This window comes from Janthinobacterium sp. BJB446 (assembly GCF_002735655.1).
Taxonomy (GTDB): domain Bacteria; phylum Pseudomonadota; class Gammaproteobacteria; order Burkholderiales; family Burkholderiaceae_D; genus Janthinobacterium; species Janthinobacterium lividum.
This window is the reverse complement of record NZ_PDZK01000004.1, coordinates 221,218-240,511: the sequence shown is the minus strand read 5'-3', so window position 1 is coordinate 240,511 and position 19,294 is coordinate 221,218. Positions and strand designations below refer to the sequence as shown.

19 protein-coding genes and 1 tRNA gene are annotated in these 19,294 nt (G+C 63.3%); 9 read left to right on the top strand and 11 right to left on the bottom strand.

Translation table 11 applies throughout. The features are described 5' to 3' along the window. Nucleotides 1-2: 2 nt before the first annotated feature. Complete coding sequence (locus tag CSQ92_RS23180) at nt 3-1,127, bottom strand: extracellular catalytic domain type 2 short-chain-length polyhydroxyalkanoate depolymerase (protein WP_099395507.1); 1,125 nt, start codon at nt 1,125-1,127, stop codon at nt 3-5. A 181-nt stretch (nt 1,128-1,308) separates the two neighbouring features. Here CSQ92_RS23180 and CSQ92_RS23175 point away from each other — a divergent pair, with 181 nt between their 5' ends. Together CSQ92_RS23175 and CSQ92_RS23170 are read left to right on the top strand one after the other, a co-directional pair. Beyond that, entirely contained in the window at nt 1,309-1,902 is a 594-nt protein-coding gene (locus CSQ92_RS23175) for a glutathione peroxidase (RefSeq protein WP_099395604.1), read from the top strand. Between the two features lie 115 nt (nt 1,903-2,017). Continuing rightward, entirely contained in the window at nt 2,018-2,377 is a 360-nt protein-coding gene (locus tag CSQ92_RS23170; RefSeq protein ID WP_099395506.1) for a DUF1428 domain-containing protein, read from the top strand. 163 nt (nt 2,378-2,540) lie between these two features. Here CSQ92_RS23170 and pabB read toward each other — a convergent pair whose 3' ends face one another. The 3 genes from pabB to CSQ92_RS23155 all read right to left on the bottom strand — a co-directional run bounded on the left by pabB (nt 2,541) and on the right by CSQ92_RS23155 (nt 5,820). Continuing rightward, nucleotides 2,541-4,385 (bottom strand): aminodeoxychorismate synthase component I, encoded by a 1,845-nt coding sequence (pabB, locus tag CSQ92_RS23165; RefSeq protein ID WP_099395505.1) that lies wholly within the window; start codon nt 4,383-4,385, stop codon nt 2,541-2,543. A gap of 21 nt (nt 4,386-4,406) precedes the next feature. Continuing rightward, nucleotides 4,407-4,982 (bottom strand): nucleoid occlusion factor SlmA, encoded by a 576-nt coding sequence (gene slmA / locus CSQ92_RS23160; RefSeq protein WP_034752791.1) that lies wholly within the window; start codon nt 4,980-4,982, stop codon nt 4,407-4,409. Nucleotides 4,983-5,085: 103 nt separating this feature from the next. Continuing rightward, nucleotides 5,086-5,820, bottom strand: a complete 735-nt coding sequence (locus CSQ92_RS23155; protein WP_092609535.1) for a pyrimidine 5'-nucleotidase — start codon at nt 5,818-5,820, stop codon at nt 5,086-5,088. Nucleotides 5,821-5,915: 95 nt separating this feature from the next. On the opposite strand from CSQ92_RS23155, the gene CSQ92_RS23150 reads away from it, so the two are divergent. Then, complete coding sequence (locus tag CSQ92_RS23150) at nt 5,916-6,785, top strand: TraB/GumN family protein (protein WP_249153658.1); 870 nt, start codon at nt 5,916-5,918, stop codon at nt 6,783-6,785. Between the two features lie 170 nt (nt 6,786-6,955). Here CSQ92_RS23150 and CSQ92_RS23145 read toward each other — a convergent pair. Further along, nucleotides 6,956-7,030, bottom strand: a tRNA-Thr gene (locus CSQ92_RS23145). Between the two features lie 65 nt (nt 7,031-7,095). Further along, nucleotides 7,096-7,989, bottom strand: coding sequence for an acetylglutamate kinase (argB, locus tag CSQ92_RS23140; protein ID WP_010393729.1), 894 nt, complete (start codon nt 7,987-7,989; stop codon nt 7,096-7,098). 231 nt (nt 7,990-8,220) lie between these two features. On the opposite strand from argB, the gene CSQ92_RS23135 reads away from it, so the two are divergent. The 3 genes from CSQ92_RS23135 (at nt 8,221) to CSQ92_RS23125 (ending at nt 12,744) form a co-directional block, all read left to right on the top strand. Next, a complete protein-coding gene (locus tag CSQ92_RS23135; RefSeq protein ID WP_099395503.1) occupies nt 8,221-8,418 on the top strand; it encodes a cysteine-rich CWC family protein in 198 nt (65 codons plus the stop codon). A gap of 95 nt (nt 8,419-8,513) precedes the next feature. Then, nucleotides 8,514-11,561, top strand: a complete 3,048-nt coding sequence (locus tag CSQ92_RS23130; RefSeq protein WP_099395502.1) for a response regulator — start codon at nt 8,514-8,516, stop codon at nt 11,559-11,561. A 31-nt stretch (nt 11,562-11,592) separates the two neighbouring features. Then, nucleotides 11,593-12,744 (top strand): response regulator, encoded by a 1,152-nt coding sequence (locus CSQ92_RS23125; RefSeq protein ID WP_034783788.1) that lies wholly within the window; start codon nt 11,593-11,595, stop codon nt 12,742-12,744. Here the strand turns inward: CSQ92_RS23125 and CSQ92_RS23120 are convergent. Both CSQ92_RS23120 and CSQ92_RS23115 read right to left on the bottom strand, forming a co-directional pair. After that, nucleotides 12,737-14,011, bottom strand: coding sequence for an extracellular catalytic domain type 1 short-chain-length polyhydroxyalkanoate depolymerase (locus CSQ92_RS23120; RefSeq protein WP_257219331.1), 1,275 nt, complete (start codon nt 14,009-14,011; stop codon nt 12,737-12,739). The two genes, CSQ92_RS23125 and CSQ92_RS23120, sit on opposite strands and share 8 nt — an antisense overlap. 54 nt (nt 14,012-14,065) lie before the next feature. Then, the gene (locus CSQ92_RS23115; RefSeq protein WP_034783786.1) at nt 14,066-14,479 is read right to left on the bottom strand and encodes a CopG family transcriptional regulator; all 414 of its coding nucleotides are present in this window, start codon (nt 14,477-14,479) and stop codon (nt 14,066-14,068) included. 278 nt (nt 14,480-14,757) lie between these two features. Between CSQ92_RS23115 and CSQ92_RS23110 the strand changes: the two genes are divergently transcribed. The 3 genes from CSQ92_RS23110 (at nt 14,758) to CSQ92_RS23100 (ending at nt 16,976) form a co-directional block, all read left to right on the top strand. Next, nucleotides 14,758-14,991: a DUF1289 domain-containing protein gene (locus CSQ92_RS23110; protein ID WP_070258360.1), complete on the top strand. Its 234-nt coding sequence runs from the start codon at nt 14,758-14,760 to the stop codon at nt 14,989-14,991. Nucleotides 14,992-14,998: 7 nt separating this feature from the next. Then, nucleotides 14,999-15,922: an MBL fold metallo-hydrolase gene (locus CSQ92_RS23105; protein ID WP_099395500.1), complete on the top strand. Its 924-nt coding sequence runs from the start codon at nt 14,999-15,001 to the stop codon at nt 15,920-15,922. Nucleotides 15,923-16,022: 100 nt separating this feature from the next. Further along, the gene (locus CSQ92_RS23100; protein WP_034752807.1) at nt 16,023-16,976 is read left to right on the top strand and encodes an NAD(P)H-dependent flavin oxidoreductase; all 954 of its coding nucleotides are present in this window, start codon (nt 16,023-16,025) and stop codon (nt 16,974-16,976) included. 55 nt (nt 16,977-17,031) lie between these two features. On the opposite strand, the gene CSQ92_RS23095 is transcribed toward CSQ92_RS23100, so the two are convergent. From CSQ92_RS23095 to CSQ92_RS23085, 3 genes are all read right to left on the bottom strand, one after another. Continuing rightward, the gene (locus CSQ92_RS23095; protein ID WP_034783782.1) at nt 17,032-17,613 is read right to left on the bottom strand and encodes a hypoxanthine-guanine phosphoribosyltransferase; all 582 of its coding nucleotides are present in this window, start codon (nt 17,611-17,613) and stop codon (nt 17,032-17,034) included. Nucleotides 17,614-17,676: 63 nt separating this feature from the next. After that, entirely contained in the window at nt 17,677-18,933 is a 1,257-nt protein-coding gene (locus tag CSQ92_RS23090) for a phenylacetate--CoA ligase family protein (protein WP_034783780.1), read from the bottom strand. Continuing rightward, nucleotides 18,930-19,289, bottom strand: coding sequence for an MmcQ/YjbR family DNA-binding protein (locus CSQ92_RS23085; protein ID WP_034783779.1), 360 nt, complete (start codon nt 19,287-19,289; stop codon nt 18,930-18,932). The genes CSQ92_RS23090 and CSQ92_RS23085 overlap by 4 nt, the downstream gene beginning before the upstream one ends. Nucleotides 19,290-19,294: the final 5 nt, after the last annotated feature.

Sequence of the window (19,294 nt, the reverse complement as noted above, 5' to 3'; positions counted from 1 at the left end):
GCCTAGCGCGAGCCGCGGCGCGCGGCGAGGCGGTCGAGCATGCCCTTGACCGCTTCCATCTGCGTGCCGCTCTTGCGGTAGAAATCCGGGTCGATCGGATTGATGCTGGTGTAGCCCCAGAAATCCCAGCAGCCTTTCGGGTTGTACGGGTAGACGGGGCTCGGTTCGGCCTGCGGATACAGCACGATGATCTTGTTGGCGTCCGCCACCTGGTTGTAGCCGGTGCTGGTATAGAAGCGGTCGCCGATGGCCTGCGTCGTTTGCAGGCAGCCGTGGAACACCACGTGCACGCGGCAGCTCTCGCTGTCGCAGGCTTTCGGGATGTAGGCGTAGCCCGTATTGTTCATGCTGGAGTACGCGCTCTGGATGAAGCTGCGTTGATTGAAGGATATCAACTTGCCCGTCAGGGTGGTCGACGACGGCTGCAGGTCCGGATACAGGTGCTGCAGGATGTCGCGCGCCTGCACGAAGTCGCAGTCATTGATGAAGGGCGACGCCGTTACATCGCAAGCCTTGTCCTGGTTGTTGTCCGTGATGATGGCATGGCCCGCCCCGACCGTGTCGACGAAGCGGATCTGCTCGGCCGGCGTGCCCGCCAGCGCATAGAATTTTCCCACCTGCTCCACCACCGGCCGCGTCACGGTCTGGTCTTTCGTTCCGCTGAACAGATACACGCGCTGGCGTTTCAGGTTGGCCGTGTCGTCGATGAGACGGGCGCGCGCAAAATCGTTCGCCGCGCGCAGCAATTCGCTGGCCACGGGTGGCGCCACCTGCGCGCTGCCCGGATTCATGCAGGTGGTCAGGGCATTCGTCAGGTAGGGAATGTAGGGGAAGCGGCCCGGTTGGCCCGAGCAGAAATACGGGCCGCCCGCGATGATGCCTGCGCCGGCCACCGTGGCCGAGTAGGCGACGGCAAATTGCGCCGCCATGAAGCCGCCCGAGGACAGGCCGGATACGGTGGTCTGGCTCAGGTCGGCCTGGTAGCCGGGCAGGGCGGGGGCGTCCCTGGTCGCGGCGGGCTTGACGGCTTTGGCCGTCGTGGCGGCGTGCGCGCCGCCTGGCGCCAGGATGAGCAGGCTGGCAGCCAGCAGGGCGGAGGGTAGTACGGTCAGGTGCGGGAAGGGCATGGCGACTCCACAGGGCAAGAAAAGGGACAGGAAGGCCGAGCATAGGTAAAAAAACTGTGCGCTGGGCAAGTACTGCACTGTCGTTGATGTCGCTCAAGCAATCGCTGTTGTTGTCCGTCTCATACGCGCGCGCGGCGTTTGACATAGAATGGTTTTTTTCCGTTCAACCATGGTGCCCTTCATGTCCAAGACCCTTGCCCAGCTGTTTGCGCTCACCACCCTTGCCGCCAGTGCCAGCCTGGCCATGCCGGCCCATGCTGCCGAAGCCGCTACATCTACCGCTGCTCCGGCCGCCTGCCCCGCCATCCTCAAGCAAACCTTCAACCGCCTGCAGGATGAAGCGCCGCAAAACCTGTGCCAGTATGCGGGCAAGGTGGTGCTGGTGGTCAATACGGCCAGTTATTGTGGTTTTACTAATCAATATGAAGGGCTCGAGGCGCTGTACGCCAAGTATGGCAGCAAGGGCCTGGTGGTGCTGGGTTTCCCGTCGAACGATTTCGGCAAGCAGGAGCCAGGCAACAGCAAGGAAATCGCCGATTTCTGCTACAACACCTATGGCGTGAAGTTCCCCATGTTTTCGAAGTCCGTCGTCTCCGGTCCCGCGCCGAATCCGCTGTATGTGGACCTGATCAAGCAGACGGGCAAGACGCCAGCCTGGAATTTCCATAAATACCTGATCGACCGCCACGGTAAAGTGGTGGAAAGCTTCCCCAGCAAGGTGACGCCGGACGACAAGAAACTCGTCGGCGCGGTGGAAAAAGCGCTGGCGCTGTAAGTTGCCGAGACGCAAGCAGGCTTGAACGCCTGCTTTTTTTTAATGTTGCGCTTGTCGTCTTGCCATCATTGTCCTAAGCTGGTTGTTCGCGTTTGTCACAACAAAGGAGAACATCATGGCGTATGTCGATGGATTTGTGGTGCCCGTACCGAAAGCCAAGCTCGATGCCTACCTGGCCATGTCGCGCAGTTGCGGCGCCGTTTGGCGCGAGTATGGCGCGCTGGAATTTCGCGAATGCGTGGGCGACGATGTCAAGCCAGGCAAGCTGACCTCGTTCCCGCAGGCGGTGGACTTGCAGGATGGCGAAGTGGTGGTGTTTTCATGGATCGTGTATGCGTCGCGCGCCAAGCGCGATGAAATCAACGACAAGGTCATGAAAGATCCGCGCCTGGCCGAGATGATGGATACGGCCAAGCTGCCGTTCGATGGCAAGCGGATGATCTACGGCGGTTATGAAATGCAGGTGGATCTCTAGCGGCTGAAACAGTCCATGGCGGCGTTGCAATGCCTCGTCGTGCAGTTGCACTGCCTTCGGCAATGCGCCTTGCCCTGAACTGTTTCAGGAGTCCATGGCGGCGTTGCAGTGCCTCGTCGTGCGTTCGCACTGCCTTCGGCAATGCGCCTTGCCCTGAACGGTTTCAGGCGCTGGCGATAATATGTGCCGGCAACGCCCCGCGCAGCGCGTTGCATACGACAATCGCTTCCCCCCGCGCCAGCATGGCCCGCGTGATGATGGTTTCCTGCGCGTTCCAGGCGGGATCGGCCAGCATGGCCGCGCGCTGCACGCCGGGCAGCAGGCCGCAGGACAGGGGCGGCGTATGCCAGCGGCCGTCCAGACGGACGAAGACATTGCTGCGCCCGCCCTCCGTCAGTTCGCCCCGTTCGTTAAAGAACAGCATGTCGAAGCCGCCTTGCGCCTCGGCCGCGCGCCAGGCCGCGTCATAGCGCGCGCGCACGCTGCTCTTGTGGCGCAGGAACAGGTCGTCCGCCACGGTGGCGTCGGGCGCCAGCAGGATGTTGACCGTGTCCGGCAAGGCGGTGAGCGCGCCGCTTTGCGTCGTGAACTGGCCATCCTGGCGCAGTGCCAGGCGCAGGCGGAAGGGGGCATCGTCGGGGCGTGCCGCGCAGGCGGCCTGCAGCGCGGCACGCGCGGCACTGTCACTCCAGGCAAAACCGAAGTAGGCGCAGGAGGCGGCCAGGCGCGCCAGGTGGCGCTCTTGCTGGCGGCAGCCACCGGCACGGCTGGCGTGCAGGGTTTCGAACAGTTCAAAGTCGTTGCTCAGCCCCGTCAGGAAGCGGGCCTTGAGCTGGCACTCCGCAAATTCCTCCTGCGGGTCGCTGTCGAGCACGATGCCGGCGCCCACGCCCATCTCGCCGCGCCGGATGCCGCCATGGCCAGCCGCTTGCAGGGCCAGGGTCCGGATCGGCACGGACATGCAGAAGTCGCCCACCGCGTGGGCAGCGCCGGCGGCCGGCGGATCGAACCAGCCGATGGCGCCCGTATAGATTCCGCGTGGCGCCGCTTCCAGTTCGGTGATGATTTCCATGGTGCGGCGCTTCGGCGCGCCCGTGATCGAGCCGCATGGATACAAGGCCTGGAAGATGTCGGCCAGGCTGGCGTCGTCGCGCAAGCGCGCCTGCACGGTGGAGGTCATTTGCAGCACGCTGCTGTAGCGCGTCACCTCGAACAGGGCCGGCACCTTGACGGAACCCGTGGCGGCGATGCGGCCGATGTCGTTGCGCAGCAGGTCGACGATCATCAGGTTTTCTGCGCGGTTCTTCGGATCATGGGCCAGGGCGGCGGCGCGGCGCGCGTTTTCTGCTACTTGGTCCGCAGGGGCGGCCGGCGCCGTGCCTTTCATGGGGCGCGCCATCAGCTCGCCCTGGGCATGGCGCACGAACAGCTCCGGCGACAGCGACAGCAGGGCGCCGCCATCGGGCAGCATCACCAGCGCGCCATACGGCACGGGCTGGCGCGCGCGCAGCCGCGCATACAGGGCCAGGGGCGAACCGAAGGCGTCGAAGCGCAAACGATAGGTGTAGTTGACTTGATAGGTGTCGCCGGCCACGATGTAGTCGTGGATGCGGTGCAGCGCCTGCGTAAATTGCGCCTGGTCGACATTCGCGCGGATGCCGGCGATGCCGGCCGGCGTTGCCGTCGCCGGCGTACGTTCGGCCAGCCACTGCAGCACCTCATCCTGCGACAGCTGCGTGCAATGTTCAAAGACGAGCACTTGCGCCAGCGGCGGCGTGCCGGGATCTGCCGCGCGCGGTGGCATGCCCAGCAAGTGGGCCCCCAGTTCGTAGCTGCACACGCTGACGGCGTACTGGCCGCGTTGTAAGGCCTCTTGCAGCCCCGCGAGCAGGGTGGGCCACTGCTGCCCCTCGGTGCACTGCAAGACTGCCGCCAGGCCCGTGTACAGGCGCGAACCGGCGCCGGGCGTGCTGGCGTCGTCGAGCAGGGCGAAACAGTCGGTGTGCATGGGGACAGCCGCGGCGGTGACTTACCCCAGCAGCATGGCGATTTGCAGCGCCGCTTCCTGGGATGGGTTGATCTTGAAGCCGCTCTTGGCGTAGCGGTGCCAGCGTCCGATGACGAAGCTGACGATCAGGGTGGCGCGCGCCGCCACTTCGCTTTCCTTGCCATGGCCTTCGGCGGCTGCCACGCGCAAGGCTTGCTTGAGCGCCAGTTCCACGCGGTCGTAGAACTGGTTCATGCGCACTTGCAGGCGCTCGTCCTCATTGACCAGCGCATCGCCGATCAGCACGCGCGTCATGCCCGGATTGCTGATGGCGAAATTGAGCAGCATGCCGATGATGTCGCGTGTTTGCGTCATGCCGTCGCTGTGCTTTTCCGCGATCTGGTTGATCAGGCCGAAGACGCTCGACTCGATGAATTCGATCAGCCCTTCGAACATTTGCGCCTTGCTGGCGAAATGGCGGTACAGGGCCGCTTCCGACACGGTCAGTCTGGCCGCCAGTGCGGCAGTGGTGATCTTTTCGCCTTTCGGCTGCTCCAGCATTGCGGCGAGGGCCTGAAGAATTTGTAGCCTGCGTTGGCCCGGCGGTGTGCTTGCCATATTTTCTCTTGTCGTTAAAAAAAATGCTGCCTTGATGGGGGAGGTCCGTCACCGCCGCTAGCGGTGCGGCTTCCGGTGTCAACCGGAAGCCCAGGAGTCCCCTTCAACGCAGACGGTGAAGGCGGCGTGCCAAATGCCGGACAGATTTTACTTTGACATCGACGTAAGCGGGGCGATTTAACGCCTTGGGCAGCTTCGCCACGCCGATCGGATCGGCCATTTTCAAGTATTGCGTGATCCAGGCCGTGCGCAGGCCCAGTTTTTTCGCGCCCTTCAGGTTGGCCAGAGTGTCTTCCACCAGGATGCAGCGGCCAGGGCGGATCTGGTGTTTGCGCATCAGTTTGCGCAGCATCAGCGTTGATGGCTTGGGCCGCAGCTGGCGGTGCACATGCATCGCCTCGATGGCGATATGCTGCGCAAAGTGCCGGCGCAAGCCCAGGTGGCGCATCACGTCGCTCGAATAGCGCAGCGGCGCGTTGGTGAGTAAAATTTTACGGCCAGGCAGGCGTTTGAGTAAAGCCCCCAGTCCCCGCTCGGCGCGTATCATGGCGCGCAAATCGTCGAAGCTATGCGTCTCGTGCAAAAAATGGGCTGCCTGTACCTGATGGTGCTTGACCATGCCCAGCAAGGTGGCGCCGTAGCGGCGCCAGTAGGCCGCGCGCGCCGCATTGACGATGGCGTCGTCGGCCGGCGTGACGCCATCGCCCAGCACGCGGGCAATATACGTGTTCATATTGGCCGTGATGGTGGGGAAGATGGCATGCGAGGCATTGTGCAGCGTGTTGTCGAGGTCAAACAGCCAGACCGGCGACGAGCGGTTAAGATGGGACACAGGCACAGGAGTCTTTAGGCAAGATGATAAGCAAGATGAAAAATTCAACAATCAGGAAAACCATGCGACGCCAGATTATAGTGATGTTTTGCGGATTATTCTTGCTGCCGTTGCCGGCGGCCTTTGCCGAAGCACCGCCGGTGGCGCAAAACCGGGGCGCCCTGTTCAAGGTGCAGGATGCCAGCCACACCCTGTATCTGTTCGGCACCATCCACGTCGGCGCGCCCGATTTTTATCCGCTGGAACCGACGGTGACGCAGGCGCTGCACCAGGCTGGCGCGCTGGCGCTGGAGATCGATCCCGGCGCCGATTCGCGTGCCGCCCTGGGCGCCGTGCTGAAATACGGCATGGAAGCGCCGGGCAGCAAAGTGCCGCCTGACTGTCGCCAGACGCTGGCGCCGCGCCTGGCGCCGCTGTTGCAAAAATACGGCATTCCAGCCGAGTCGGTGGCGCCGATGAAGCCGTGGATGCTGGCCAGCATGCTGGCCATCGGCGAATTTTCCACGCTCGGCTACCGCTCCGACCTGGCCGTCGACAATTATCTGTCGCAGCAGGCCAAGGCGCGCAAGATCCCCGTGCTGGAACTCGAGTCGATGGAAGGCCAGATGGCGCTGTTTGGCGCCATGTCGCCGGCCGACCAGTGCCGCTTCCTGGAAGACGGCGTGGCGTCGATCGAGGACCAGGAGCAAAGCCAGGAAGCGCGCGAGATCGCCGATGCCTGGCGCACGGCCGATGCCGCCGCCTTCGACAAGCTGGCCGCCAAGGCCGCGACAGACCCGTCGTTCGCCGCGCAGTTCGTGCAAAAGGTGTTGCTGGATGGCCGCAACCCGGCCCTGGCCGACGGCATCGCCAAACTCCTGGCGCGCGAAAAGTCCAGCCTGGCCGCCATCGGCGTGCTGCACCTGGTGGGAACGAAAAGCGTCCCGGATTTGTTGCGTCAGAAGGGCTTGAAGGTCGAGCGGATTTATTAGTTTTAACGACAGCAGGAAGAATAGATGACGCTAGCTCCGCCGCGCAAAACACGCGGCAGAGCAGATGGAAAAGTGTTCAGGGCAAGGCGGACTGACGAAGACAGTACGCATGTACGGCGAGGAAGGACAACGCCGCCATGGACATTTTTTCAGCTGCGGGGAGATATAGTTGGTGCCCTTGACGTGGATCGAACACGTGGCCTCTCCCTTACCAAGGGAGTGCTCTACCACTGAGCTACAAGGGCAAATTAAAAGCGGCGCCAGGTGATCTGCGCCGCCAAACTACTCGCTGTGATGCGTTGCGATTTTTTTAGTGCGAACGGATCATAGTACCAAAAGCCTGCTCGGTCAACACTTCCAGCAATAATGAGTGTTCGATACGGCCGTCGATGATGTGCACCGTGTTGACGCCGGACTTGGCGGCGTCGAGCGCGGACGAGATCTTCGGCAGCATGCCGCCCGAGATCGTGCCATCGGCGAACATCTCGTCGATTTCGCGCGCGGACAGGTCGGTCACCAGGTTGCCCTGCTTGTCCTGGACGCCGGCGATGTTGGTCATCATGATCAGCTTTTCCGCTTTCAGGATTTCCGCGATCTTGCCCGCTACCACGTCGGCGTTGATGTTGTAGGCCTGGCCATCCTGGCCGAAACCGATCGGCGAAATGATGGGAATGAAGGCGTCGTCCTGCAGCGCCTTGACGACGGCCGGGTTGATCGCGTCGATCTCGCCGACAAAGCCGATGTCGAGGAATTCGCCCGGATGTTCGCGGTCCGGCATCTGCATCTTGCGCGCGCGGATCAAGCCGCCATCCTTGCCCGTCAGGCCCACAGCCTGGCCGCCGTAATGGTTGATCAGCATGACGATATCCTGCTGCACTTCGCCGCCCAGCACCCACTCCACCACTTCCATGGTTTCTTCATCGGTGATGCGCATGCCTTGCACGAAGGTGCCTTGCTTGCCGATTTTCTTCAGCGCGTTGTCGATCTGCGGTCCGCCGCCGTGCACCACGACCGGGTTCATGCCGACCAGCTTGAGCAGGATGACGTCGCGCGCGAAGCCGTGCTTCAGGCGTTCGTCCGTCATGGCATTGCCACCGTACTTGATGACGATGGTCTTGCCATGGAAATTGCGGATGTATGGCAGGGCCTCGGCCAGAATCTGCGCCTTGATTTGCGGCGACACCGCCGTCAAGTCGTCATTCATGTCCAGGTTCAAGTTAGCTAGTTGATTCATGGCGAGTCCGGAAAATAGATTTGTGCGATTTTACAGGGAAGAAGAAAATCCTGGAGGCATTATAGGGCGATCTTGTTGTATTTTCCCTGATGATCCTATAGTCTGGCCCGATATGTCCCCCAGCCAGCCCTTTTACTGCCAGTTACATCTGCGTCGCATGCCGGCGCAGCATGACACACACTTGCCAATTCACACACAGCCATGAGCCAGTGCACTCTCTGCGGCGCCACCTTCCAGTGTGGCCAGCTCGATCCGGCCGCCAAGGAACCCTGCTGGTGCGTGGCCCTGCCGCCGGCCGTTCCCTTGCCCGGCAGCCTCGCCGTCGGCTGCTGGTGCCCCGCCTGCCTGCAAGCCCGCATCGCCGCCTTGACACCCCCGGCAGCAACGCCGGCCAAGTAAGAGCCGCGGCACGCTTTTTCCTTTGCAAAAGACCTTGCATTTTGTAGGGGAATACGTTCAGACTTCGATTTTCAAGAATTTCTTATAGGAAAGTCATGCGCTTCAGGGATATCAGTATCGGCGTGCGCATCAATGCCGGTTATGCCATGTTGATCGTGCTGATGCTGGTTGTTATCGTCCTGGCGGGTAGCCGCATCTATGCCATCCGCGCCGAGACCGACGATATCCTGCAGCGCGACTGGGTCGCCGCCAAGGCCACCAGCAAGATCCATGGGCTGGCGCGCGAGGCCGCCACGCGCATCGGCAACCTGCCGAACCAGCACGAGCTGGCGCTGCGCCAGGAGAACCAGGCGCGCCTGGAAGCGATCAGGCAAGACATCGATGAGCAGGTGCGCATCCTCGACGGTCTCGATGCGCGGCCCGAGGAGCGGCGCCTGCTGGAGCAGATGCACCTGGCCCGCGCCGGCTACTATGTGTCGCTCCAGACGATGTTTGAACTGGTCGAGCGCGGCGAGGATGCGCGCGCCGAGCAGGCCATGCAGACGCAGACCTTGCCGGTGCTGGAAAAGGTGCTGCTGTACGTGGGCCAGCTCGACGATCTGCAGCAGCAACAGATCCGCGACAGCGCGGCCCGGATACGCAACGACATCGACACCTCGCTGCTGCTGATGGGCGGCATCGGTCTGGCGGCGCTGCTGACGGGGCTTGCCTTTGCCTGGTCGGCGCGCTCGATCACGCGTCCGTTGGGCGAGGCGGTGGCGATCGCCACGCGCGTGGCCAATGGCGACCTCAGTTCCGTCATCGAAGTGACATCGCGCGACGAGACGGGCGAACTGCTGCAGGCGCTCAAGGACATGAGCACCAGCCTGGCCGTGGAGCAGGACCTGCGCCACGCCGTCGAGGTGGCCGAGGATGCGACCAAGATGAAGTCGGACTTCCTGGCGAATATGTCGCATGAAATTCGCACGCCGATGAACGGCATCATCGGCATGACCCACCTGGCGCTGCAGACGGAGCTCACGTCGACCCAGCGCAACTACCTGGAGAAGGTGGAATCGGCGTCGAAGAACCTGCTGGCCATCATCGACGACATCCTCGATTTCTCGAAGATCGAGGCGGGCAAGATGGCCTTTGAAAAAGTCGATTTCTTCCTCGAGGACGTGCTGGCGCAGATCGCCGACCTGTCCGTGATGCGGGCGCAGGACAAGGGCCTGGAACTGCTGTTCGACATCGCCCCCGACGTGCCGAACGCATTGCAGGGCGACCCGCTGCGCCTGGGCCAGGTGCTGATCAATCTGACCAACAATGCGATCAAATTTACGGACAAGGGCGAGATCGTCGTCACCATCCGCCTGCAGCAGCTGGAAGAACATGCGGCTGTCTTGCGCGTCGATGTGCGCGACACGGGCATCGGCCTGACGCCGCCCCAGCGCAGCAAATTGTTCCAGGCCTTTACCCAGGCCGACACTTCCACCACGCGCCACCATGGCGGCACGGGCCTGGGACTGACCATCAGCAAGCGCCTGGTGGAAATGATGGAAGGCGAGATCGACCTGGTCAGCGAAGCGGGCGTGGGCAGCACCTTTTTCTTTACGGCCCGCTTCGGCCTGGCCGCCGTGCCGCGCGACAGCCTGCTTGCTCCGCAGCGCTTTGAGGGCTTGCGCGTGCTGGTGGTCGACGACAACCCCAGCGCGCGTGAAATCTTCGTCAGCATGCTGACGGCGCTGGGCTTCGAGGCGCGTGCCGTGTCTGGCGGCGTGCTGGCCATCGGCGCCGTGGCGCAGGCGCGCGCCGAGGGGCGTCCGTACGGGCTGGTGCTGATGGACTGGAAAATGCCGGGCATGAATGGCCTCGATACCCTGGCCGGCATCCGTGCCGATGCCGCCGGCATCGATGCGACGCCGGCCTGCATCATGGTCACGGCCTTCCATAGGGAAGCGCTGCTGGAGGCGGCACGCCAGCGCGACTTGCCGCTCGACGGCGTATTGAACAAGCCGATCAGCGCCTCGACCCTGCTCGACCAGATAGCGTTCGTGTTTGGCGGCGTGACGGGGCAGAGCCGCAAGACGCAGCGCCAGAGCAGCTACCGCGACGACGAGCGCGCCCTGCGCGGCGCCTGGCTGCTGCTGGTGGAGGATAATGAAGTGAACCAGGAAGTGGCGCAGCATATTCTCAACGACGCCGGCATCCGCGTCGATATCGCGGGCAATGGCGCCATCGCGCTGGCGAAGATTGAGGAAAACGCCTATGACGGCGTGCTGATGGATTGCCAGATGCCGGTGATGGATGGCTACCAGGCGACGCGCAAGCTGCGCCAGGATCCCCGGTATTCGAATTTGCCCGTGATCGCCATGACGGCCAATGCCATGGTGGGCGACAAGGAAAAATGCCTGGACGCCGGCATGAACGATTTCATCGCCAAGCCGATCGACGTGGCGCAGCTGTTCGGCACCCTGGCGCGCTGGATCGCGCCGGCCACGCCGCAGGAAATGACGGCGGTGGTGGCGCAGCCGGAAGCGGAGCTGCCCGTGATCGCCGGCCTGAAAATGGCGGAAGCCATGCGCCGCGTGGGCGGCAATACCGCTTTGATGCGAAAATTGCTGGACCGTTTTGTGGAAACCCAGTTCGATGCCATGCAGCGCATCGTTGCCGCCATCGAGAACAACCAGCTCGAGACGGCGATCCGCGAAGCGCATACCCTGAAGGGCCTGGCCGGCAATATCGGCGCCGGCGGCCTGGCCGACAGCGCCGCGCGGGTCGAGCACTTGCTCAGCCTGGGATCGCACGACGGCTTGCCGCAGGCGCTGGCCGCCTGCACCCTGGCGCTCGACGAGCTGGTGCCGAAGATCGTGCTGGCCATGCAGTCGCGCGGCCATGTGGCCGAGGCGGGCGGCGCGCCGGTGGCGCACGTGGCGCCGGTGGACCGGGCGTACCTGGAAGCGGGCTTGCGCGAGCTGTCGCAGCTGCTGCAGCAGGACGACGCGCAGGCCGTCAAGCACCTGGACGGCATCGGCCCCGTGCTGGTCGCGGCCGGGCAGGCGGAACACGCGCGCCAGTTGAAGCGCATGCTGGGACAATACGATTTCGAAGGTGCGCTGGCGCAGCTGGGCGAGGTGGCCGATGCGCTGGAGCTGACACTGTGACAAGGATAACTATGCAGAGCGAAGGAAGGGCATGAAAGCGCCGGCAAGCAAGCCAACCATCCTGGTGGTCGACGACACGCCAGACAATATCGACCTGCTGCGCGCGGTGCTGGAAGACGATTACCGCACCAAGATCGCCGTCAATGGCGAGCGCGCCCTGAAGATCGCCGCCGGCAGCGACCAGCCCGACCTGATCCTGCTCGACATCATGATGCCGGGCATGAGCGGCTACGATGTGTGCCGTGCGCTGAAGGCCGATCCCGCCACAGCCGGCATCCCCGTGATTTTCGTCACCGCCATGAGCGAAGTGGCCGACGAGCAGCTGGGCCTGGCCCTGGGCGCCGTCGATTACATCACCAAGCCGATTTCAGCGCCCATCGTGCTGGCGCGCATCAGGACGCAGCTGGCGATGAAGCAGATGCAGGATTTCCTGCGCGACCAGAATCATTACCTGGAAACGGAAGTGGAGCGCCGGGTGCAGGAAGTGGCAGCGCTGCAGGACGTCACCATTCACGCCATGGCGTCGCTGGCCGAAACGCGCGATAGCGAGACGGGCAACCATATCCGCCGAACCTCGCATTACCTGAAGGCGCTGGCCGAGAAGGTGCGCGGCTTGCCGCGTTTCCGCGATTTTTTGACGGACAAGAATATCGAACTGCTGTTCAAGACGGCGCCGCTGCACGATATCGGCAAGGTGGGCATCCCCGACCATATCCTGCTCAAGCCGGGGCGTTTCGAACCGCATGAAATGGCCATCATGAAGACCCATACCACGCTCGGGCGCGACGCCATCCTGGCGGCGGAACACGAGCTGGGCATCGAAGTCGATTTCCTCAAGTACGCGAAAGAGATCGCCTACAGCCATCATGAGAAATGGGATGGCAGCGGCTACCCGCAAGGCCTGGCTGGCGAAGCCATCCCGATTTCGGCGCGCCTGATGGCGCTGGCCGACGTGTATGACGCCCTGATCAGCCGTCGCATCTACAAGCAGGGCATGGACCATGCGCAGGCCGTGCAGATCATCGTCGAGGGGCGCGGTTCGCACTTCGACGCCGAGATCGTCGACGCCTTCCTGCAGATCCAGGACCAGTTCATCGCCATCTCCCACCGCTACGCCGACGGCGTGTGCGAGATCGCCGACAAGCAGCGGCAGATCGCGCCATACACCGAAAACATTAGCTGACCGTCTTGAAGAAGCGCAGCATCTCGCGGCTGGCGTCCGGCCCCTTGCCATCCGTGTAGCTGCCGTTATTGCTGCCGCCGGACCAGGCATGGCCGGCGCCGTGGATGACCCAGTGTTCGCCCAGCGGCGAGCCATCGGCCTGGCTGTGCGTGGTGCGCGTGTAGCGGTGGCCATTCGGCACGCTGCCGTCGATGGATGCGGCCTTGGCCGCCTTGCCGCCCGCCTGGTTGCGCACGCCCTGGGCGATCAGTTCATCGCCATTGCGCGGGTTGACGGTGGTGTCGCGGTCGCCGTGGAAAACGATGATGGGCACGCCGCCCGCCGGCGCCTTGCGCTGGGCATTGGGCATGGCGCCGCCCTTCATGGCTGCCAGTGCCGACGGCAAGTCCTGCGCCGAGGCGAACGGCAGGCCCGAATGCACGCCGACGGCGGCAAACAGGTCCGGATACAGGGTGCCGACGATGACGGCCATGGCGCCGCCCGCCGACAGGCCGGCGACGAACACTTCGCGTTCATTCACCGGGTAGTCGTCGATGACTTGCCGGGCGATGCCGGCGATCAGCGATGGTTCGCCCTGGTCGCGCTGCTGGTCGATGGCATTGAACCAGTTCCAGCAGCGCGAACTGTTGGCGCCCTGCGTCTGCGCCGGGTAGACGACAAAGCATTCCTTTTCTTCTGCCAGCGCATTCATCTGCGTGCCGGCGGCGAAATCGTCGGGATTTTGCGTACAGCCGTGCAGCATGACGATCAGCGGCATGGCCTGGCCGTGGTAGCTGCTGGGGATATACAGCTTGTAGGAGCGCGTGCCCGCATGGTTGCGGTACACGCCGTCGATGAACTGCGCGCCAGCGGGCACCTCCGCCGGCGTGGTGGCCGGCGCGTTGAAGCCGGGCGGGTGGAAATTCGGCAGCTCGAAGCTGGGCATGTCGAAGCTGTGCTGGCCCAGGCCTGCCGGCACGCCCAGGCGCGCCATGAAATCCTGCGCGAAGTCCTGCGCCGCTTGCGCGGGCGTGGGCGGCGCATCAGGCGTTTCTGGCGCGGCGGCAGTTTGCGGCTGTTCGGCTCGGGCTCGGGCTTGCGCTGGTGGTGGCGGATTAATGTCGCGCATGGTCTGCGGCGGCGGCGCTTGCGTGGCTGCCGCCTGCGGTGCCAGGCCGGCGGCAGACAGCGCCTGCTGGATCGCTTCGGTGGCGGCGGCGGGACCGCGGCCCATCAGATTACGGGTTGCTGCGCGCATCTGCGCCAACATGTTGAGAGGGAGTTTCATGACCATCCTTAACGGTGCCGCGCATCGGCCGGGTCATCGCCGCGAACCAATACGCTAGTGAATTCGCCCTGCGAGCGCCGTCTTGACGACGGTGCTGGCGTGCAGGGCACCTAATACGAAAATCGACTCGATGGTGGCCAGTGCCAGTTCCACGGAGACGTCGCTGGCGATGCTGGCCAGTCCCAGCACCTGTATCTGCAGGCGCTGGCCGGCTGCCTGGATCGCTTCCAGGTCGGCGCGCGAATAGTGCTGCATGCCCAATACCAGGCTTTTACGGGCGACGGTTTGTTTCACCACGTCGGCGTGGATACCCAGCTGGTTGCGTATGGCCGTACGGATCAGATCCGTGCGGTTGGAATAAAATCCCTCCTGGACCAGCAGATCGATCTGCCCCAGGTCGATCAAGCCGAGGTTGATCGTGATTTTCTCGGATTCCCCAATTTTGGGCTTGCTGTCTTGCTTGGCCATATCTCTCCAAAAACTCCACGTGGCATCCAATTGCCATCTGTATGGATGGTAGTATAGTTGTGAAATATCTCAAGTCAAGCAGGATCTGACCTGATCGTGTTGTAGGACGGGTACTCGCAGAGTGAGAATGGGCTGCAAAATAAATTTCCGGAAGATGGTTTTTTGATCATATTTTTGCTTGAAAATATATTCACAGAAACATTGCATGGCGATGCCACCGACTCGCCGGCACGGTTTCGCGGCATAATGCAAGCCTGTACCTACACCGATGCCGCTCCATGATGGTCACTCCCCCACCTCCGCCCGCCGTTCCGCTCCCCTTGCCGTCGCCGGTGCCGTCGCCCTGCGTCAGCCTGTGCAAGATGAACCGCAACAGCGGCTTGTGCGAAGGCTGCTTGCGCACGCTCGACGAGATCATCGCCTGGAGCAAGGCCGACGACGACTTCAAGCGCGCTGTGTGGGCCGAATTGCCAGGACGCGAATCCCAGCTCGATTTCGAGCCCGACTACTGAGGAAGCCATGCCGCGATCGCCAGCGCTGTTCCCCGATGCCATGCAGGTGTTCGAACGCGGCTGGCTGTCGTCGAATAACATCCTGTTCCAGGGCCGGGATGACACGGCGCTGATCGACAGCGGCTATGCCACGCATGCGCCGCAAACGCTGGCCCTGCTGCGCCACAGTCTCGATGGCCGTCCCCTGGACCGCCTGTTCAACACCCATCTGCATTCCGACCATTGCGGCGGAAATGCGTTGCTGCAAGCGGAATACGGCTGCCATACGTCCATTCCCGTGTCGGAGGCGGACAAGGTGCGCGCGTGGGATGTCGAGGCCCTGAGTTTCCAGGCCACGGGCCAGCAATGTCCGCGCTTCGGCTTCGACGCCACCGTCTCGCCCGGCGACACGTTGACGTTGGCCGACATGCGCTGGCAGGCGCTGGGCGCGCCGGGCCACGATCCGCACTCGCTGATTTTTTACTGCGCCGAAGAGGGCATCCTGATCTCCGCCGACGCGCTGTGGGAAAACGGCTTTGGCGTGATCTTCCCCGAACTCGATGGCGGCTCCGGCTTCCCTGAAGCGCGCGCCACGCTGGACCTGATCGCCAGCCTCGATGTGCAGGTCGTCATTCCCGGCCACGGGCGACCGTTCCAGGACGCCGCCGGCGCCCTGCAGCGCGCCTATTCACGTCTCGATTACCTGGCGTCCGATCCCGTGCGCAATGCGCAGAATGCGGTGAAAGTGCTGCTGAAATTCCTGCTGCTGGAACGCCAGCGCATCGCCCTCGCCGAGATACCGGCCCTGCTGCGGGGCATGCCCGTCTTCGAAGAGGCCAACCGGCGCTTCCTGCGCCAGGAGACGGCCGCGCTGGCCGAGTGGGCCGTGTCGCAGCTGGTGAGGGCTACAGCGGCACGGATTGAGGGTGAGTACTTGCTTAACGAGGGCTGACACGGATAGGCGATAAATTCAGCACGACCGTACTTTTTCTGCACTATAATCAACGTTCAGTGTGTTTCTCACGTCCGATCAACTTTCCAGCGAGTCCGCCATGGCATTGCCTGTTGCGTTGCAAAACCTCTCCTTACCCGTTATCGCGTCGCCGATGTTCATCGCCAGCGGCCCGGCCCTCGTCGCGGCGCAGTGCAAGGCCGGCATCGTCGGCTCCTTCCCGGCCCTGAACGCGCGTCCCGCCGAATTGCTCGACACCTGGCTCACCGAGCTGCAGGCCGAGCTGGCCGCCTTCCAGGCCGCCAATCCCGATAAAAAAGTGGGACCGATCGCCGTCAACCAGATCGTGCACCAGTCGAACGACCGCCTGGCACATGACGTGGAAGTGTGCGTGAAACACCAGATTCCCATCATCATTTCCTCGCTGCGCGCGCCGCCCAAGGAAATGCTCGACGCCATCCACAGCTATGGCGGCATCGTACTGCATGACGTGATCTCGATCCGTCACGCGAAAAAGGCCCTGGAGGCGGGTGTCGATGGCTTGATCCTGGTCGCCAGCGGCGCCGGCGGCCATGCGGGCACCCTGTCGCCGTTCGCGCTGGTGGGCGAAGTGCGCAAGTTCTTCGACGGCCCGCTGGCGCTGTCCGGCTCCATCGCCACGGGCGATGCCGTGCTGGCCGCGCAAGCGATGGGCGCGGACTTTGCCTACATCGGCTCGCGCTGGCTGGCGACCAAGGAATCGAACGTCAGCGATGGCTACCGCGACGCCATCGTCGATTCCAGCGCGGCCGATATCGTCTACACGAACCTGTTTACGGGCGTGCACGGCAATTACCTGAAAAAATCGATCGAAGCGGCCGGACTCGATCCGGAAGCCTTGCCCGAAGCGGATAAGAGCGCGATGAATTTCGGTTCCGGCAGCGCCAAGGCCTGGCGCGACATCTGGGGCGCAGGCCAGGGCGTGGGCTTGATGGATGACGTGCCGAGCGTGGAAGAGATGGTGGCGCGCCTGAAGGCCGAATACGATGCGGCGCGCGCGCGGTTGAAGCTGTAACGTTGGTGAGGATGTCGGATTACGCGCTGCGCGCTAATCCGACAACCATCATGAATCACTGCTGCTTCAAATCCTCGGGCTTGATGGCCCACAGGCCCGGCAGGTTGCGCCAGTAGCCATACGCATCCATGCCGAAGCCGACGACGAAGCGGTTCGGGATCACCAGGCCGACGATGTCGGCTTGTACCGGCTTCTTCTTGCCGATGGCCTTGTCCGCGAAGACGGCCAGGATCACTTCCGAGGCACCCATGTCCAGCAAGCGCTGCTTGACGTGCGCCAGGGTTTCGCCTTCGTCGAGAATATCGTCGAGCACGATGACGGTACGGCCCGCAACATTCGAGCGGGGGATGACTTTCCACACCACTTCGCCACCCTTGTCGTCGTCGCCATAGCGGCTCACATGGATGTAGTCGAATTCGAGCGGAAAGCTCAGTTGCGGCAGCAGGCTGCCCGTAAACACGACGGCGCCGCCCATCACGCCCAGCACCAGCGGGAATTCTTTCGAATCGTCGGCGTTGAAGCGCGTGTTGAGCACATCGGCCATGCGCGTGATCGACGCCTGCACGGCGTCTTGGTCGAACAGCAGTTCCGCGTTCTTGATCAGGTCACGGGCACGGTTGTGATGAAATTCTTGCATGGACTCTTGCATGGCGATGAATGGGGCTGATGGTCAATGCCGGTATTATCCCGCAAATCGGCCTTATTTGTAATCGCGCATGTCGTCGATAACTTTCCCATCCTGCGCCAGACTGCCCACGGCCACCAGCACTACGTCGCCGCGCAGCTTGGTCAGTTCGCGGATCGAGCCGATGATGGCTTCCACGCCGCTGGCGTCCGTCGGATCGTCGACTTCGCAATGCAAAGCCATCTCGTCGTTGGCCATGCGTCCCGAGACCACCAGCCGCGCCTTCTTGATTTGCGGGTGGCGGCGCGCGATCTCGTGCACCTGCGACGGATGCACGAACATGGCACGCACCTTGGTGGTTTGATCCGCACGTCCCATCCAGCCCTTGATGCGCGTATTCGTGCGGCCGCACGGCGAGTCCGGCGCGTCCATCAGCACGGCCGACAGGTCGCCCGTGGCGAAGCGGATCAGCGGATAGTCGGCATTGAAGACGGTGACGACGACTTCGCCCACTTCGCCGGGCGCGACGGGAATGCCGCTGCCCGGATGGACGATCTCGAGCAGCACGTTTTCATCAACGACCATGCCCGGATTGAGCTTGCCATTGCTGGCCGTTTCATAGGCGATGCTGCCGATATCGGCCGAGGCATAGGTCTGGAACACGTGCGGCACGCCATTTTCGGCAAACCAGCTGCGCAAGGATTCGGGCAAGGCTTCCGCGCCCATCACGGCCTTGGTGACGCTGCTGATGTCGGCGCCCATTTCGCGCGCTTTCTCGATGATCAGTTTCAGAAATGACGGCGTGCCGATATACGTGTCCGGCTTCAGGTCAGCCATCGCCTGCACCTGCATTTCCGTCTGGCCGATGCCGGCCGGGATGACGGTGCAGCCGATGCGCGCGGCGCCCCCTTCGACCATGAAGGCGGCCGGCGTGAAGTGATACGAAAAGCAGTTCTGCAGCAAGCCGCCGGCGCGCACGCCGGCCGCATACATGGGCCGCGCGAAGCGCCACCAGTCAGGGCCGCGGCCTTCCGGATCGAAGATGGGGCCGGGTGAGACGAATACGCGCGACAGGGCGTTCTTTGGCGTCGTGTTCAAGCCGCCGAACGGCAGCGCGTCGTGCTGCAATTGCTTGAGGTCGGACTTGCGCGTCACGGGCAGCTGCGCCAGCGCGGCGCGGCTGGTGATGTCGGCCGCGGTGACGCCATCAAGGATGCGGGCCCAGCCCGGCGCCTTCTGCGCGCGCGCGATCAGCTGCGGCAGGCCGGCCATCAATTCGCTTTCACGCGCTTCGGGGGCGCGTGCTTCCAGACTGTCGAGCGTATCGGTCATGTTGCTGATTCTCCAATGTCACGTTGCATTTTTTTCGTCAGCCCCGCAACAATCAGGCTGTATGAGCGCTGCAGCAGGGCGGCCATTTCATCGTCATCGAGGGCGTCGGGACTGGCGACCAGCACCCATTTGGCCCGTGCCAGGTAGGGTGCCGGGCGAAAACCGGGGCGGTCCGTCAACTCCAGGAAGCGTTCCGCATCGACCTTGAAGCTCATGCCGCGCGTGCTGTGCGCTTCCGCGCCGCATAGGGCGAACAGGCGGCCACCCACAGAAAACGCCAGCACGTTGCTCCACTTGATGTCTTCTGTCGCGCCGGGAAAGCCGCGGCATACTTGCTTGGCCCGTTCCAGGTCCATGACGG

Excerpts from the sequence above, each read along its gene's own strand:
- CSQ92_RS23120 (WP_257219331.1), bottom strand. The coding sequence starts at position 14,011 with ATGAAACTCCCTCTCAACATGTTGGCGCAGATGCGCGCAGCAACCCGT.
- CSQ92_RS23125 (WP_034783788.1), top strand. The coding sequence starts at position 11,593 with ATGAAAGCGCCGGCAAGCAAGCCAACCATCCTGGTGGTCGACGACACG.
- CSQ92_RS23115 (WP_034783786.1), bottom strand. The coding sequence starts at position 14,479 with ATGGCCAAGCAAGACAGCAAGCCCAAAATTGGGGAATCCGAGAAAATC.
- CSQ92_RS23090 (WP_034783780.1), bottom strand. The coding sequence starts at position 18,933 with ATGACCGATACGCTCGACAGTCTGGAAGCACGCGCCCCCGAAGCGCGT.
- CSQ92_RS23085 (WP_034783779.1), bottom strand. The coding sequence starts at position 19,289 with ATGGACCTGGAACGGGCCAAGCAAGTATGCCGCGGCTTTCCCGGCGCG.
- CSQ92_RS23130 (WP_099395502.1), top strand. The coding sequence starts at position 8,514 with ATGCGCTTCAGGGATATCAGTATCGGCGTGCGCATCAATGCCGGTTAT.
- CSQ92_RS23095 (WP_034783782.1), bottom strand. The coding sequence starts at position 17,613 with ATGCAAGAATTTCATCACAACCGTGCCCGTGACCTGATCAAGAACGCG.
- CSQ92_RS23180 (WP_099395507.1), bottom strand. The coding sequence starts at position 1,127 with ATGCCCTTCCCGCACCTGACCGTACTACCCTCCGCCCTGCTGGCTGCC.
- argB (WP_010393729.1), bottom strand. The coding sequence starts at position 7,989 with ATGAATGACGACTTGACGGCGGTGTCGCCGCAAATCAAGGCGCAGATT.
- slmA (WP_034752791.1), bottom strand. The coding sequence starts at position 4,982 with ATGGCAAGCACACCGCCGGGCCAACGCAGGCTACAAATTCTTCAGGCC.
- CSQ92_RS23170 (WP_099395506.1), top strand. The coding sequence starts at position 2,018 with ATGGCGTATGTCGATGGATTTGTGGTGCCCGTACCGAAAGCCAAGCTC.
- CSQ92_RS23175 (WP_099395604.1), top strand. The coding sequence starts at position 1,309 with ATGTCCAAGACCCTTGCCCAGCTGTTTGCGCTCACCACCCTTGCCGCC.
- CSQ92_RS23105 (WP_099395500.1), top strand. The coding sequence starts at position 14,999 with ATGCCGCGATCGCCAGCGCTGTTCCCCGATGCCATGCAGGTGTTCGAA.
- CSQ92_RS23110 (WP_070258360.1), top strand. The coding sequence starts at position 14,758 with ATGATGGTCACTCCCCCACCTCCGCCCGCCGTTCCGCTCCCCTTGCCG.
- pabB (WP_099395505.1), bottom strand. The coding sequence starts at position 4,385 with ATGCACACCGACTGTTTCGCCCTGCTCGACGACGCCAGCACGCCCGGC.
- CSQ92_RS23100 (WP_034752807.1), top strand. The coding sequence starts at position 16,023 with ATGGCATTGCCTGTTGCGTTGCAAAACCTCTCCTTACCCGTTATCGCG.
- CSQ92_RS23135 (WP_099395503.1), top strand. The coding sequence starts at position 8,221 with ATGAGCCAGTGCACTCTCTGCGGCGCCACCTTCCAGTGTGGCCAGCTC.